Here is a 12,413-nt window from a genome sequence, read left to right as displayed (position 1 = left end):
GGGCCTGCTTTTTGCTATAATGTAAGTAGCATAAAGAGTACCGGAGGGAAAATAATGAGAATAAAGCATGCATCAGATTCCTGCACGACTATTTTGGTAGGCAAGAAGGCCAGTTACGACGGTTCAACCATTGTGGCTCGTACAGAGGATTCACAAAATGGGGTCTTTACAGCTAAGAAATTTGTCGTAGTGGAGCCACAAGACCAGCCCCGCCATTATCAGTCAGTTTTGACATCCTTTGAGATGGATTTGCCGGACAATCCAGTCCGCTATACGGCAGTGCCAGATGCAGTTCCCAAAGATGGGATTTGGGGAGCAGCTGGAATTAACAGCTACAATGTTGCTGTCAGCGCGACGGAAACAATTACGACCAACAGCCGCGTGCTGGGGGCTGATCCTTTGGTAGAGTCAGGTATCAGCGAGGAAGATATCCTTACGCTGGTTCTTCCTTATATCAAAACGGCTCGTGAAGGGGTTCTACGCTTAGGGAAAATCTTAGAGGAATACGGCACTTATGAGTCCAATGGAATTGCAATCTCAGATGTCAACGAAATCTGGTGGCTGGAAACCATTGGCGGTCACCATTGGATGGCGCGGCGCGTGCCAGATGATGCCTATGTGACCAATCCAAATCAGCTGGGCAGTGATTATTTTGAATTTGACAATCCAGAGCACTTCCTCTGTCATCCAAATCTTAAAAACTTTATCGAGGAAAACCATCTCAATCTGAATTACTCAGATGAGGGTTTCAATCCCCGCTATGCTTTTGGCAGCCAGAAGGATAAGGACCGCCATTACAATACACCGCGAGCTTGGGATATCCAGCGTTTTCTCAATCCAGAGGTGGAGCAAGAACCAAGGAGTTTCTTCATTCCATGGTGCCACAAGCCATACCGCAAGATCACGATCGAAGATGTCAAGTATGTCCTGAGCAGTCACTATCAGGATTCGCCTTATGATCCTTATGGAGCAGAAGGGGACCACCACAGCAGACGGGCCTTTCGGACTATCGGGATCAATCGGACCAGTCAGACAGCTATCTTACAACTTCGTCCTAATCAACCGCAGGAAACGACTGGGATCCAGTGGCTATCCTACGGTTCCATGCCTTACAATACAGCTGTTCCTTTCTTTACTCAGATCTCAACTACACCAGACTACTTTGCCAATACAACAGACAAGGTTTCGACGGATTCCTTCTACTGGGCTAATCGCTTGATTGCAGGGCTGGCTGATGCTCATTTTAGCAGTCATGTCGGAGATTTGGATGATTATCAGGAAAAGACCATGGCTTGGGGCCATGAAATGATCGGTCGAGTAGATCGTGCTCTAGCCAAGGGCGAGGATGTTGACTTTGAAGCTGAAAATCAAGCTATGAGCGACAAGGTGCAAGAAGCGACAGACCAGCTCTTGGAGAAGGTTCTCTTGGATGCCAGCAATCTCATGACCAACCATTTCTCACTGAGTGATTGAGCTCTTAGCCGTAGCAAATATTTTTCTTTCTCTTGCTTTTGGTGTAAAATGTTAACAAAAGTAAGCTATTTAAAGGAGAAGATTTATGGTAGCAGCAGTTACAGATGCAACATTCGCAGAAGAAACAAAAGACGGACTGGTTCTGATTGACTTTTGGGCAACTTGGTGTGGTCCATGTCGCATGCAGGCGCCTATCTTGGAGCAGTTGGCAGGAGAAGTTCATGAGGACGAACTGAAAATCCTCAAAATGGATGTGGATGAAAATCCAAATACTGCCCGTGAATTCGGCATTATGTCCATTCCGACCCTTCTGTTCAAGAAAGACGGTCAAGTCGTTAAGCAAGTCGCAGGTGTTCACACCAAAGACCAGCTCAAGGCTATTATCGCGGAATTGAGTTAATAAAAACTTGTCAAAACCGTTGCTTACTGCAGCGGTTTTTTGCTTAGAGAACATGTCCTTTCGATTTGGCAGGAAAATAGCTTCCTTTATACAGAAATTCAAAAGTTTGAAACAGAAACGAAATATGAAAGCGCTTTATTTTATTTTTTAAAGTGTTATAATAACAGTGAAATATATTAACAAGTTATCCAACTGCTGCCTCTAATTTGAGAGACAAAAAGAGCTTTTAACGATTGGAAGGAGGAAATCGTATGGAAGAAAAAGATTCTAAGCAGTTAAGTTGGCTCATGATAGCCTTGATAGCCTTTAATATTGTTTGGGGCTTAGGCAATGTCGTGAATAATTTTGCTCAGCAGGGAATTGTCGTGATCACTTCATGGATTCTGTTGCTGATTATCTATTTTATTCCTTACACATTAATGGTTGGGCAACTAGGTTCAACTTTTAAGGATAGTGAAGGTGGGGTTAGTGACTGGATTAAGTTTACTTCTACCAAACAGCTAGCTTTTTTTGCGGCTTGGACCTACTGGGTTGTGCAGATACCATATTTGGCCCAAAAACCTCAAACAATCTTAATTGCTTTAGGATGGGCCTTTCAAGGAAATGGAAGGATTTTGGATAGTCTGTCCATGCCCATGATTGTCTGCCTTTCTTTACTAACTTTCCTACTCCTTTTGTATATTTCGACCAAGGGTTTGAAAGCCTTGAAATTTTTGGGAACATTAGCCGGTGGAGCTATGCTGGTCATGTCGGTTCTCTTTATTCTAATGGCTGTTGGTGTGCCATTGATTAAGCCAGATCTACAATTGGCCACTCGACATATGGACCAGTTATCGACTTATATTCCAAAATTTGACTTCTCCTATTTTACAACGATTGCACTCTTAGTCTTCTCCGTAGGAGGAGCGGAAGCCATCTCTCCTTATGTTAATAAAGTGAAAAATCCTGCAAAGGGCTTTCCAAAAGGCATGATAGCCATGGTTGTCATGATAGGGGCCTGTGCTATTTTAGGCTCTCTTGCCATGGCCATGATTTTTGATAGCAACCATATCCCAGACGATTTGATGAGGAATGGCGCCTACCAAGCTTTTGCAGTTTTAGGAAAGCATTGGGGAATAGGCAATTTCTTAGTTACTATCTATGCTCTTACCCAAGCAATAGGACAAGCGTCTACACTAGCCATTTGTATCGATGCGCCTCTACAAATCTTTTTGGGTAGCGCAGATAAAGATTTTATTCCAAGCTGGTTGCGTAAGCGTACCAAGTCAGGAATGCTGATTAATGGCTATCTTTTAACAGGGGTACTAGTAGCAATTATCATTGTACTGCCACTTTTTGGTTTGAAGGAAATCGATGGTCTAGTCGTATGGATGACCAATCTCAATGCTATCGTTTCTCCTATGTGTTTCCTTTGGGTATTTGTAGCCTATATGTTCTTGTATCGTAAATGGGATAAATTTAAAAATGTTGAATACAAATTTATGAAAAATCGTAGACTAGGTTTTCTAATGGGAGCTTGGGGATTTGCTTTCACTGCCTTTGCTTGTATTCTAGGTATGGCTCCACAAGTCAAGATGGCAACTCATCCAACTGAGTGGTGGTTCACCCTCATCACGAATATTATCACTCCAATAGCCCTCTTAGGTCTAGGCTTGCTTCTGCCTATGGCTGCACGTCGAGAGAAGAAATAAAGAAAGTTGGGACAAGTCAAAAGACTGTCCCAGCTTTTTGTTGAGTTTTCTTAGGGTCCCAGCCTTTTTCAAGTATGGGCTTTGTGTTATAATAGATTATATTCCTTCTGGTACTGGAATAAATGGGATTGTATGAGGTAAGCAATGTTTTTTTCAAGCAATATTTTTTCTCGTTATTTTAAGCAGTTTGATTGGACGGCTATTTTAGATGATGCTGTTTCCAAGTTGATTTCTCTGCTCTTTTTATTTATCTTATTTTATATTGCCAAGAAGCTTCTTCATGTCTTTGTTAGAAGAATTATCTCCCCATCCTTAAAGTTTTCTAGTACTGACATCGCCAGACAGAAAACCATTAGTCGCTTGATAGAGAATGTTCTCAATTATGCTCTTTATTTTCTTTTAATCTATTGGATTTTATCCATTTTAGGTTTGCCAGTTTCTAGTCTGTTAGCTGGTGCAGGGATTGCCGGAGTAGCTATCGGAATGGGGGCGCAAGGCTTTCTATCGGATCTGGTCAATGGCTTCTTTATTCTTTTGGAGCGTCAGCTAGATGTAGGAGACAGTGTTCGCTTGACCAATGGTCCTATCAATATAGCGGGAACAGTCGTTAGTGTCGGGATTCGAACAACTCAAATTCGGGATGCAGATGGCTCGCTTCACTATATTCCTAATCGCAATATTATGGTCGTCAGCAATCTTTCGCGCGGAGATATGCGGGTTTTGATTGATATTCCGATTAATGCACAAACAGATTTAGATAATATTGCTCGTGTGATTGAGAAAGTCAACCAAGCATCCCTTAAAGATTATCCTGAAGTTTTACAAGAGCCAGATATTTTGGGACCTCAGTTAGAAGAAAATAGCCAGTTTGTTTTTCGTGTTAGCATGATGGTTCAAAGTGGGACTCAAACTAAAATTTACCATTCCTTTTACAGACTTTATCATGAAGCTTTACTAAAGGAAGGCATTGATTTGCCAAATTAATATTCTAAAGCTAGTCCTTTAGATAGAGGAGAAAATATGAAACATGATCCCCCACACGAAATGATTGATGCCGATGGGAATCTCTATCAAATTAAGAAGCCTTTACATAAACAGCCATTATTTTGGACCAGTGTCATCAGTACTGGCTTGGTCATTATTCTATCTTTGGTAACAGTTGCTTTACTGCTCATTAATTTCAGCCTTTCAGAGGATAGTTTGAAGATAAATGGCAGGATAGATAGTTCATATCGAGCTTACGATTATAAAAATGAGCATCCTAATCATTATTTTGGCGATGCTGTCTTTTTTCAAAATGGAACTAAAATCACTGTTCAGTCAGCAAAGATGGATACTAGTAAAAAGATGAGTGACGATGCTACTGGAGTTGCTGTTGTTGTGTCTGTAAGGGTTAAGAATACTTCCAATCGAAGGATATTATTAAATCCCTATAATTTCGACTTATATGATGAAAAAGGAAATCTTTATATTTTAGATGGTTCTACCTTTGACCATGCTCAGGTAGGGATGGATTTAGTTCCTGGGAAGACGATTAGCTTCGACTTAGTGTTTGATGGTGAGAAGGGGGATGAGCATTCCTATACCGTAACTTATGGTGAAGATAAGTGGATGAAGCCCAAATCAAAAAAATAGCGATCGTTTCAATGAATGAAAGGAATATAAATAAAACCCCAAACTTTCCTATTGATAGGATGAGCTTGGGGTTTTTTATTAGAGTTTTTCTTTTGGCCAGCTGCTCATTTCTGCAACAGCAGTAAAAAGGACGTCTGTAGAGGAGTTCAAGGCTGTTTCGCAAGAATCTTGAATGACTCCAATCACGAAGCCAACACTAACGACTTGCATAGCTAAATCATTAGAAATGCCAAAGAGGCTACAAGCTACAGGAATCAGCAGAAGAGAGCCACCTGCAACTCCGGACGCACCGCAAGCAGAGATAGCTGCAACGATGCTCAAGACAAAAGCAGTCGCAAAGTCTACTTGGATTCCCAAAGTATGAACAGCAGCAAGGGTCAAAGTATTAATAGTGATCGCAGCACCAGCCATATTGATAGTGGCCCCTAGAGGAATCGAGACAGAATAAGTTTCAGGGTTTAGATTTAAGTCTCGACAAAGTTTCATGTTAACTGGAATATTGGCTGCAGAACTACGTGTAAAGAATGCTGTAACACCGCTAACTCTGAGGCAACGCCAAACAAGAGGATAGGGGTTTTTTCGAAGCATGATAAAGACGATCAGGGGATTGATAATCAGGGCGACAATCAGCATGGTGGCAATTAGGACTAAGAGCAATAAGCCATAACTTTGCAGTGCTTGAAATCCCTTGCCAGAAATGGTGGTGTAAACCAGCCCTAAAATCCCGAAGGGGGCGAGGTTAATGATCCATTCGACGATTTTAGAAGTAACTTCGGCTGAGGTTCGAAGCAGGTCCTTGCTGTGATGACTCGCTTCACGCATGGCAATCCCAAAAACTACAGCCCAAGAGAGAACGCCAATATAATTGGCTGAAATAAGAGCATTGAGAGGATTGTCAACTAGCTTTAGCAAAAGGTTGCTTAGAACTTGTCCGATGCCGTCAGGAGGTGAGAGGGATTGTTTAGCGTCTGCCAAATCAATTTCAAGCGGAAAGACAAAGCCAATAAGAACTGCAACAAGGGCAGCCGCAAATGTTCCCAACAGATAGAGTATAATTACTGTTTTCATATTGCTCTTTTCTCCCTTCTTCTGCTGAGAAAGAGCATTGGCTACAAGAGCAAAAACCAAGAGAGGGGCAATTGCTTTTAGACCGCCAACGAAAATTTCACCCAACAGACCAATTGCTGAAGCTTGGGGAAAGAGGACAGCTAATAAAGCCCCGCATAGGATACCCAGTGAAATTCGTTTAATAAGATTTGTTTTTTTCCAAGTAAGAATTATTCGATGAAGCATGGCTATTCCTTTCGTTACGATAGAAAGTCTGCTCCAACAGTTAAAGAAATTGCTGAAGCTGGGCTGTAAGAAAGCAGAGCTCTCTCATTGATAGATAAATTAGTTCAATGGCTTTTTAATTGCTCAGAAAGCAGTAAAAATCATACTCATTAGATTCGTATTATCTGAATGTGCCACAGAGTATTTCTCCATTATACAATAGAAAGCTAGTGAAAGCAATGCTGGTCCTAGCTGGTCATTCCCTATCTTCCCCAAAATCTACAATTGGAAGTAGCTGATTTCATAAACGATAAGAAGATTTTAGATAAGTTTTAAATCTTTTTCTTGACCCTGACCTTAGAGGAGGGTGTATAGTAATACAAGATAAGAAAGGAGATTATTATGCAAATCAATATGATTCGTTCAGATAAAGTTTATCAAGAGATGCTCGAGCTTCCTTTAGAAAAGAGAGAAGGTCTCTTTCGAGCTAAGATTTTAGCACCTTTTGCAACCAAATACCAAACTCAACACATCCCTTTAAAAGCAAAGTACCCTGGAGGATTTGATGCTCTATTCCTACTTGGCTTTATGAATCTGTTGCCCAGAACTCTATCAGAAAAGGATAGACCGGCTATCGACGCTCTGAGCTCTGATCAACTCTGGCAAGACTGCCAGGATACCATCAAAAGGAGTATCGGTCTTTTCGAGCAAGCTGGCTATGACTTAGAGGTTGAGGATTACCATTTTACTATTTTATTAGGCAATCCAGAAAAGCCCATGCTCCAGCTCAATAAGGGTTACAGTGGAGATGGAGGTATTCCAGGCTACCTCATGCTTAGTCTGCTGCCGAATGACTATACTTTGCCACGTGTGCAGGCAGCTCTGGCCCACGAGTGCAATCATAATGTCCGTTTCCAATTTATCAAATGGAACCAGCAGACGACACTAGCAGACTGGGTAGTCAGTGAAGGATTAGCAGAGTCTTTCGCTGCTGAGCTCTATGGCAAGGAGCTCATCGGACCTTGGGTCACTTCAACCAGTCCAGAGCAATTAGAGGAGATTAAGCCTATCATCTCAAGCCAGCTTCAGCTAACGGGGATGGCGGAAATGGCTCCTTATCTCTACGGTGATGAAATCGCTGAGATTCAAGGTCAAATACCAGTCGGTATGCCTTATGCTGCGGGTTATGCTTATGGCTATCATCTGATACAAGCCTATCTAAAAAATACTGGCAAGAGCATTATTGAAGCCACAGTAACACCGACAGCAGAGATTTTAGAGGCGACGAAAGACTTTTGGAAATAACACTTTTGCTTGATAATCTGCCAGGACCTGATATAATGAAAGTAATTTCTGGAGGTGACTATATGTACTATAAAAGAGTTGAATTGAAAGTCACAAATCAAGGTATTCATGAGCGCAAGATTTTTCATGGTGTTAAGATTTTCAGCCGTAGCAAGTTGTCCAACGATCAGAAAAGCATTCTAACACAGAAGCTTTACCTGACACCCAAGCAAAACATTGTTTACTATCAACGGACAGATATCAACTATGACCAGAACTGGCATCATAATAAGGACTACTACGAACTAACTTATGGCCAGTTGGACAGAGAGACGGTTTTTAAGGTTTGCCAAGATTTTGACGACCTGAGTCCTTTCCTGGAGAATGATCTGCTGGAGAAGCTAAAAGAAAAGCAGTCTGCAGGCAAATTTTTTGAAAAATTAGATATATAAAGATCCGGCTGCTTTGATAAGCAGTCGGATTTCTTTGAGTTATAGTTTAATAATCTTTCATGAGGAAATATAGAGCTATTGAACCAGCAGTATTTTTTTTACTTATCAAGATACTGAAATTGGCTCCATTTTTATCATGAACAGCTAACTTAGTTAGAAGTTGTGGGAACACTATAGTTGACATCTTTGAAGAATAAGCGTACAATCAAGAAAATGATTGAGTGCTCACTCAATTTATGGATAAGTAAAGGAGTTCATAAAATGGTTGTTCAAGCAATACAGTATAGTCGTTTCGGTGATGAAGAAGTGCTAGATTTGGTGAACATTAAATCTGATGTTTTGGAAGTGAATCAAGTTAGGGTAGAAGTTCATGCTGTTGGTTTAAATCCTATTGATTATAAGATTTTTGAGGGGGCAAAGCCACTTAGATTTTTATCTTTTATGACGAAACTAAGGCATCCAAGTCGTTGGTTTGAGTCAAAATCATCTCTTTTTCCAAGAGGTGTTGGTCGGGATTTTGCTGGAGTTATCACAGAAATCGGTGAAGGAGTAAGTCGGTTTGCAGTAGGGGACAAGGTTTTTGGAACAATGATCAGTGACCCTGGATTGGGAACTAAGAGGGGAGCTTTGGCAACAGAAATTTGTGTCAATGAATCAGAAATTGTGTTGAAACCAGAGATGATTGATATGAACCACGCAGCTACTATGGGTGTGGCATCTCTAACAGTGGGAGGTGCTTTTAGAAAAATTGAGTTGAGTTCTAAAGATCTTATAGTTATTTCAGCAGCGGCAGGTGGTATTGGAAGTATTGCAGTACAGTACGCAGTTGCTAAGGGTGCAACAGTTATCGGAATTGCAAGTAAGAAAAATTCAGAATATCTGAAGTCCTTAGGTGCTATACCAGTAGCTTACGAAGAGAACATCCAGAATGCTCTTCTATCAGAAAGTCCAAGGCCGGTTACTAAATTCTTAGATTGCTATGGAAGTGATTACGTTAAGTTGGCTTTTAGTCTAGGTTTGAAGGGGAGTGAGATCGGAACTCTAGTACCTTCACCATATGTTATGATAAAAGGAGCTCAGTTCACGGGTCCGAGACATTCCACATATGATGATTTGAACACTCTGGCGGAAATGGTCTCAGATGGGAAGGTTCGGCTGAATATTGATCAGGTTTATGATTTTTCTCTAAAGTCTGTTAGAGAGGCATATCGTAGTCTGAAGTCGGGACACACTCGAGGTAAGAAAGTTGTAAAAGTAAGAGAGTAGCAGAGAGGTGCCAGCAATGGAAAGTTTAGAACAAAAGTATGCTCAGACGTTAGAAAATAGCAACTTGAGTTTAAAACAACGTCAAGTATTATTATCAAGTCTAAAGCTATTTTCAGAAATTGGTTTTGAGAATACAACAGCAAGCCTTATTGCCAAGGAGGCTGGGGTTTCAGAGGGGACAGTTTTTAGTTACTTTAAAACCAAGGAAGGCATCTTAGAAGCTATTCTGTCGACTTTTCTCGAACAAGTTATTCCAGATGTGATTGCTGATTTTTCTGAGAAGAAATTTACAGCAAACCAAGAGAGTTTTCCAGTGTTTTTGAGAAGCATTGTTCGAGATAGACTGGTTTTCATTCAGGAGAATCACATGCAAGTTAAAATTCTCTTGAGTCGTTCTTTTATTGATAAAACTATTTCTAGCCAGTTAGGGAATGTTATTGTTCACTCTATCATTAAGCCAATTAGTCCAGTTCTGAATCAGTTTAAAGAAAATGGTGTTATCCGAGATTGGTCAAATGAAAGAATAGTTTGTTATATTTTAGCTTTGAGTCTTTCTTATGCTCTTCCAATGATGCTAAATGATAAGGAAGATGTGAACATAGATGAAGCAGTAAACGAAATTGTTGACTGCCTGTCTTCTGCCTTAGTAGAAGTAAAGTAAATCTAGATTTTTAAGCTTACTATTTTAAATAGTAAGCTTTTTTGAAGCCAACATAAAAATCCCCAATCGTTGTGATTGAGGATTGAGCAAAGAATCTTAAACAATACCTTGGGTAATCATAGCGTTGGCTACATTTTCTTCGAAGGCAGCGATATTTTCTCCTGCAAGGTAGTCTTTGCTAAGTCTGTAAGTTTTAGCTGCGTTGAGGATCTTGGTCATGATGTCCTTGAGACGGCCAGAGTATACTGACATTTATTCATCTGATAAGAGGGATTTTATCATCCAGATATTCATAGCTGGGTGGCCGACGGCGTTAGAAAGTGGTTGTTGTAGTGCTGTAAAACCATAGTGTTGATAGATGGCCACAGCCGTAGCCAGCTCAGTAGAGGTTTCTAGATAAAGCTGTTCATAACCTGCTAGGCAAGCTTCCTGGAATATCCGCTTTATCAGTCGACTGGAATAACCTTTGCCACGACTATTTTTAGTGACATACAGTTTTTGTAATTCAGCAATCTTATCGGACACAGGTGCAAAGCCACCACAGCCAACCAGCTGCCCTTCATTTTCTAGAACAAAGTAAGCTGCCCTCTCTTGATGTTGATAATAGTCGGCCAAATGATCTAGATGAGAATCAAAGTAGACAGTTCCAGGTTTGTCAAGCCCAAATTCCTCTAAGCTAGCTCGAATGAGCTGCGCTACAGCTGGATTGTCTCTCATTTCCATTGGCCGTAAGTTCATGATTTGACCTCCGATAGGATGTATCGACTAATTAAACAATACCTTGCGCAATCATAGCATTGGCTACGTTTTCGAAGGCAGCGATATTTGCTCCCGCAAGGTAGTCAGTACCAAGACCGTATGTTTCAGCAGTTGTTTTAGCTGTGTTGAAGATGTTTGTCATTATGTCTTTGAGACGTCCATCAACTTCTTCACGGGTCCATGAGAGACGAAGACTGTTTTGGCTCATTTCAAGCGCAGATACAGCTACACCACCAGCGTTGGCAGCTTTGGCAGGTCCGTAAAGGATTCCGTTTTCTTTGTAGACTTTAATCGCGTCAAGGTCACTAGGCATGTTAGCGCCTTCTGATACACAGATAACTCCTTGAGCAACCAAACGTTTAGCTGCTTCACCGTTGATTTCGTTTTGAGTCGCACATGGAAGAGCGATGTCGTAGTTGCCAGCGTAAGTCCATACAGAACCTTCATGGTATGTAGCAGTTGCTTTCTCAGCTGCATACTCAGTCAAACGAGCACGGCGTTTTTCTTTAACATCTGTAAGAAGGTCGAAGTCGATACCATTTTCATCGATGACATAGCCGTTTGAGTCAGATACAGAGATAACAGTAGCACCAAGTTCAGTAGCTTTTTGAAGAGCGTATTGAGCTACGTTACCAGAACCTGAAATAACCACTTTCTTACCAGCAAAGCTGTTACCGTTAGCTTTGAGCATTTCTTCAGTATAGTAAACCAAACCATAACCAGTTGCTTCTGGACGGATTAAGCTACCTCCAAATCCAAGAGGTTTACCAGTTAAAACACCAGCGTCGAATTGGTTAAGGCGTTTGTATTGGCCATAGAGGTAGCCGATTTCACGTCCGCCGACACCGATATCACCAGCTGGAACGTCAAGAGATGGACCGATGTGTTTTTGTAATTCTGTCATAAAGCTTTGGCAGAAGCGCATCACTTCAGCATCAGTCTTACCTTTTGGATCAAAGTCAGATCCGCCTTTACCACCGCCGATTGGCAGGCCAGTCAAGACGTTTTTAAAGATTTGTTCAAATCCGAGGAATTTCAAAATCCCTTGGTTTACAGTTGGGTGGAAACGAAGTCCGCCTTTATATGGTCCAACAGCTGAGTTAAATTGAACACGGTAACCACGGTTAACTTGTACTTTGCCTTCACGGTCAACCCAAGGAACACGGAAAGAAATGACGCGCTCAGGCTCAGTGATACGTGCCAAGATGTTTTCTTCGATATACTCAGGATGTTTTTCAAATACAGGCTCTAAAGTGCTGAAGAATTCTTCAACAGCCTGGAGAAATTCAGCCTCATGCCCGTTACGAGCTTTCACAGTTGCAAACACGCTTTGGATATATTCTTTAGCAGATGTCATATCGTTCTCCTTTTTGTTGTTATATTTTATTACATGAGCCATTATAGCAGAATTTTTTTGGGGTGTAAAGAAAAAAGTTGAATTTTCTGAAAATTTGCAAAACTATCTTTCGGATAGATTCCCGAACGTTTATTGGAAAATTCCAGTTTAAAAAGCGAAAAAG

13 protein-coding genes are annotated in these 12,413 nt (G+C 41.1%); 9 read left to right on the top strand and 4 right to left on the bottom strand.

Annotated elements, in window-relative coordinates:
* Nucleotides 1-54: 54 nt before the first annotated feature.
* The 5 genes from HMPREF3108_RS08940 to HMPREF3108_RS08920 all read left to right on the top strand — a co-directional run bounded on the left by HMPREF3108_RS08940 (nt 55) and on the right by HMPREF3108_RS08920 (nt 5,199).
* Entirely contained in the window at nt 55-1,473 is a 1,419-nt protein-coding gene (locus HMPREF3108_RS08940) for a C69 family dipeptidase (protein WP_070494306.1), read from the top strand.
* An 85-nt stretch (nt 1,474-1,558) separates the two neighbouring features.
* On the top strand, nt 1,559-1,873 hold the full coding sequence (gene trxA, locus HMPREF3108_RS08935; RefSeq protein WP_002898369.1) for a thioredoxin: 315 nt from the start codon (nt 1,559-1,561) through the stop codon (nt 1,871-1,873).
* 251 nt (nt 1,874-2,124) lie between these two features.
* The gene (locus HMPREF3108_RS08930; RefSeq protein ID WP_070494304.1) at nt 2,125-3,564 is read left to right on the top strand and encodes an APC family permease; all 1,440 of its coding nucleotides are present in this window, start codon (nt 2,125-2,127) and stop codon (nt 3,562-3,564) included.
* Between the two features lie 144 nt (nt 3,565-3,708).
* Nucleotides 3,709-4,548, top strand: coding sequence for a mechanosensitive ion channel family protein (locus tag HMPREF3108_RS08925; RefSeq protein ID WP_070494302.1), 840 nt, complete (start codon nt 3,709-3,711; stop codon nt 4,546-4,548).
* Nucleotides 4,549-4,584: 36 nt separating this feature from the next.
* Entirely contained in the window at nt 4,585-5,199 is a 615-nt protein-coding gene (locus tag HMPREF3108_RS08920) for a DUF4352 domain-containing protein (RefSeq protein ID WP_070494300.1), read from the top strand.
* A 78-nt stretch (nt 5,200-5,277) separates the two neighbouring features.
* Here the strand turns inward: HMPREF3108_RS08920 and sstT are convergent, their stop codons facing one another.
* Nucleotides 5,278-6,492, bottom strand: coding sequence for a serine/threonine transporter SstT (sstT, locus tag HMPREF3108_RS08915; protein WP_070494298.1), 1,215 nt, complete (start codon nt 6,490-6,492; stop codon nt 5,278-5,280).
* A 381-nt stretch (nt 6,493-6,873) separates the two neighbouring features.
* Here sstT and HMPREF3108_RS08910 point away from each other — a divergent pair, with 381 nt between their 5' ends.
* The 4 genes from HMPREF3108_RS08910 to HMPREF3108_RS08895 all read left to right on the top strand — a co-directional run bounded on the left by HMPREF3108_RS08910 (nt 6,874) and on the right by HMPREF3108_RS08895 (nt 10,134).
* Nucleotides 6,874-7,776 (top strand): DUF2268 domain-containing putative Zn-dependent protease, encoded by a 903-nt coding sequence (locus tag HMPREF3108_RS08910; RefSeq protein WP_070494296.1) that lies wholly within the window; start codon nt 6,874-6,876, stop codon nt 7,774-7,776.
* A 62-nt stretch (nt 7,777-7,838) separates the two neighbouring features.
* On the top strand, nt 7,839-8,207 hold the full coding sequence (locus HMPREF3108_RS08905; RefSeq protein ID WP_070494294.1) for an EXLDI protein: 369 nt from the start codon (nt 7,839-7,841) through the stop codon (nt 8,205-8,207).
* Between the two features lie 261 nt (nt 8,208-8,468).
* The gene (locus HMPREF3108_RS08900) at nt 8,469-9,473 is read left to right on the top strand and encodes an NADP-dependent oxidoreductase (RefSeq protein WP_070494292.1); all 1,005 of its coding nucleotides are present in this window, start codon (nt 8,469-8,471) and stop codon (nt 9,471-9,473) included.
* A 16-nt stretch (nt 9,474-9,489) separates the two neighbouring features.
* A complete protein-coding gene (locus HMPREF3108_RS08895; RefSeq protein WP_070494290.1) occupies nt 9,490-10,134 on the top strand; it encodes a TetR/AcrR family transcriptional regulator in 645 nt (214 codons plus the stop codon).
* A 96-nt stretch (nt 10,135-10,230) separates the two neighbouring features.
* Here HMPREF3108_RS08895 and HMPREF3108_RS08890 read toward each other — a convergent pair whose 3' ends face one another.
* The 3 genes from HMPREF3108_RS08890 to gdhA are packed head-to-tail and all read right to left on the bottom strand — an operon-like array spanning nt 10,231 to nt 12,250.
* Nucleotides 10,231-10,386 (bottom strand): NADP oxidoreductase, encoded by a 156-nt coding sequence (locus HMPREF3108_RS08890; RefSeq protein WP_053794202.1) that lies wholly within the window; start codon nt 10,384-10,386, stop codon nt 10,231-10,233.
* A complete protein-coding gene (locus HMPREF3108_RS08885; protein WP_048777399.1) occupies nt 10,387-10,872 on the bottom strand; it encodes a GNAT family N-acetyltransferase in 486 nt (161 codons plus the stop codon). It abuts the gene before it with no gap.
* 31 nt (nt 10,873-10,903) lie between these two features.
* Nucleotides 10,904-12,250, bottom strand: a complete 1,347-nt coding sequence (gene gdhA, locus HMPREF3108_RS08880; protein WP_048777398.1) for an NADP-specific glutamate dehydrogenase — start codon at nt 12,248-12,250, stop codon at nt 10,904-10,906.
* Nucleotides 12,251-12,413: the final 163 nt, after the last annotated feature.

Source organism: Streptococcus sp. HMSC10A01, from assembly GCF_001807785.1.
Lineage (GTDB): Bacteria > Bacillota > Bacilli > Lactobacillales > Streptococcaceae > Streptococcus > Streptococcus gordonii.
This window is presented reverse-complemented; position numbering and strand designations above follow the sequence as displayed.

What these genes read in the sequence shown, in the direction of transcription:
- HMPREF3108_RS08940 (WP_070494306.1), top strand. Translation starts at nt 55, where the DNA reads ATGAGAATAAAGCATGCATCAGATTCCTGCACGACTATTTTGGTAGGC.
- trxA (WP_002898369.1), top strand. Translation starts at nt 1,559, where the DNA reads ATGGTAGCAGCAGTTACAGATGCAACATTCGCAGAAGAAACAAAAGAC.
- HMPREF3108_RS08930 (WP_070494304.1), top strand. Translation starts at nt 2,125, where the DNA reads ATGGAAGAAAAAGATTCTAAGCAGTTAAGTTGGCTCATGATAGCCTTG.
- HMPREF3108_RS08925 (WP_070494302.1), top strand. Translation starts at nt 3,709, where the DNA reads ATGTTTTTTTCAAGCAATATTTTTTCTCGTTATTTTAAGCAGTTTGAT.
- HMPREF3108_RS08920 (WP_070494300.1), top strand. Translation starts at nt 4,585, where the DNA reads ATGAAACATGATCCCCCACACGAAATGATTGATGCCGATGGGAATCTC.
- sstT (WP_070494298.1), bottom strand. Translation starts at nt 6,492, where the DNA reads ATGCTTCATCGAATAATTCTTACTTGGAAAAAAACAAATCTTATTAAA.
- HMPREF3108_RS08910 (WP_070494296.1), top strand. Translation starts at nt 6,874, where the DNA reads ATGCAAATCAATATGATTCGTTCAGATAAAGTTTATCAAGAGATGCTC.
- HMPREF3108_RS08905 (WP_070494294.1), top strand. Translation starts at nt 7,839, where the DNA reads ATGTACTATAAAAGAGTTGAATTGAAAGTCACAAATCAAGGTATTCAT.
- HMPREF3108_RS08900 (WP_070494292.1), top strand. Translation starts at nt 8,469, where the DNA reads ATGGTTGTTCAAGCAATACAGTATAGTCGTTTCGGTGATGAAGAAGTG.
- HMPREF3108_RS08895 (WP_070494290.1), top strand. Translation starts at nt 9,490, where the DNA reads ATGGAAAGTTTAGAACAAAAGTATGCTCAGACGTTAGAAAATAGCAAC.
- HMPREF3108_RS08890 (WP_053794202.1), bottom strand. Translation starts at nt 10,386, where the DNA reads ATGTCAGTATACTCTGGCCGTCTCAAGGACATCATGACCAAGATCCTC.
- HMPREF3108_RS08885 (WP_048777399.1), bottom strand. Translation starts at nt 10,872, where the DNA reads ATGAACTTACGGCCAATGGAAATGAGAGACAATCCAGCTGTAGCGCAG.
- gdhA (WP_048777398.1), bottom strand. Translation starts at nt 12,250, where the DNA reads ATGACATCTGCTAAAGAATATATCCAAAGCGTGTTTGCAACTGTGAAA.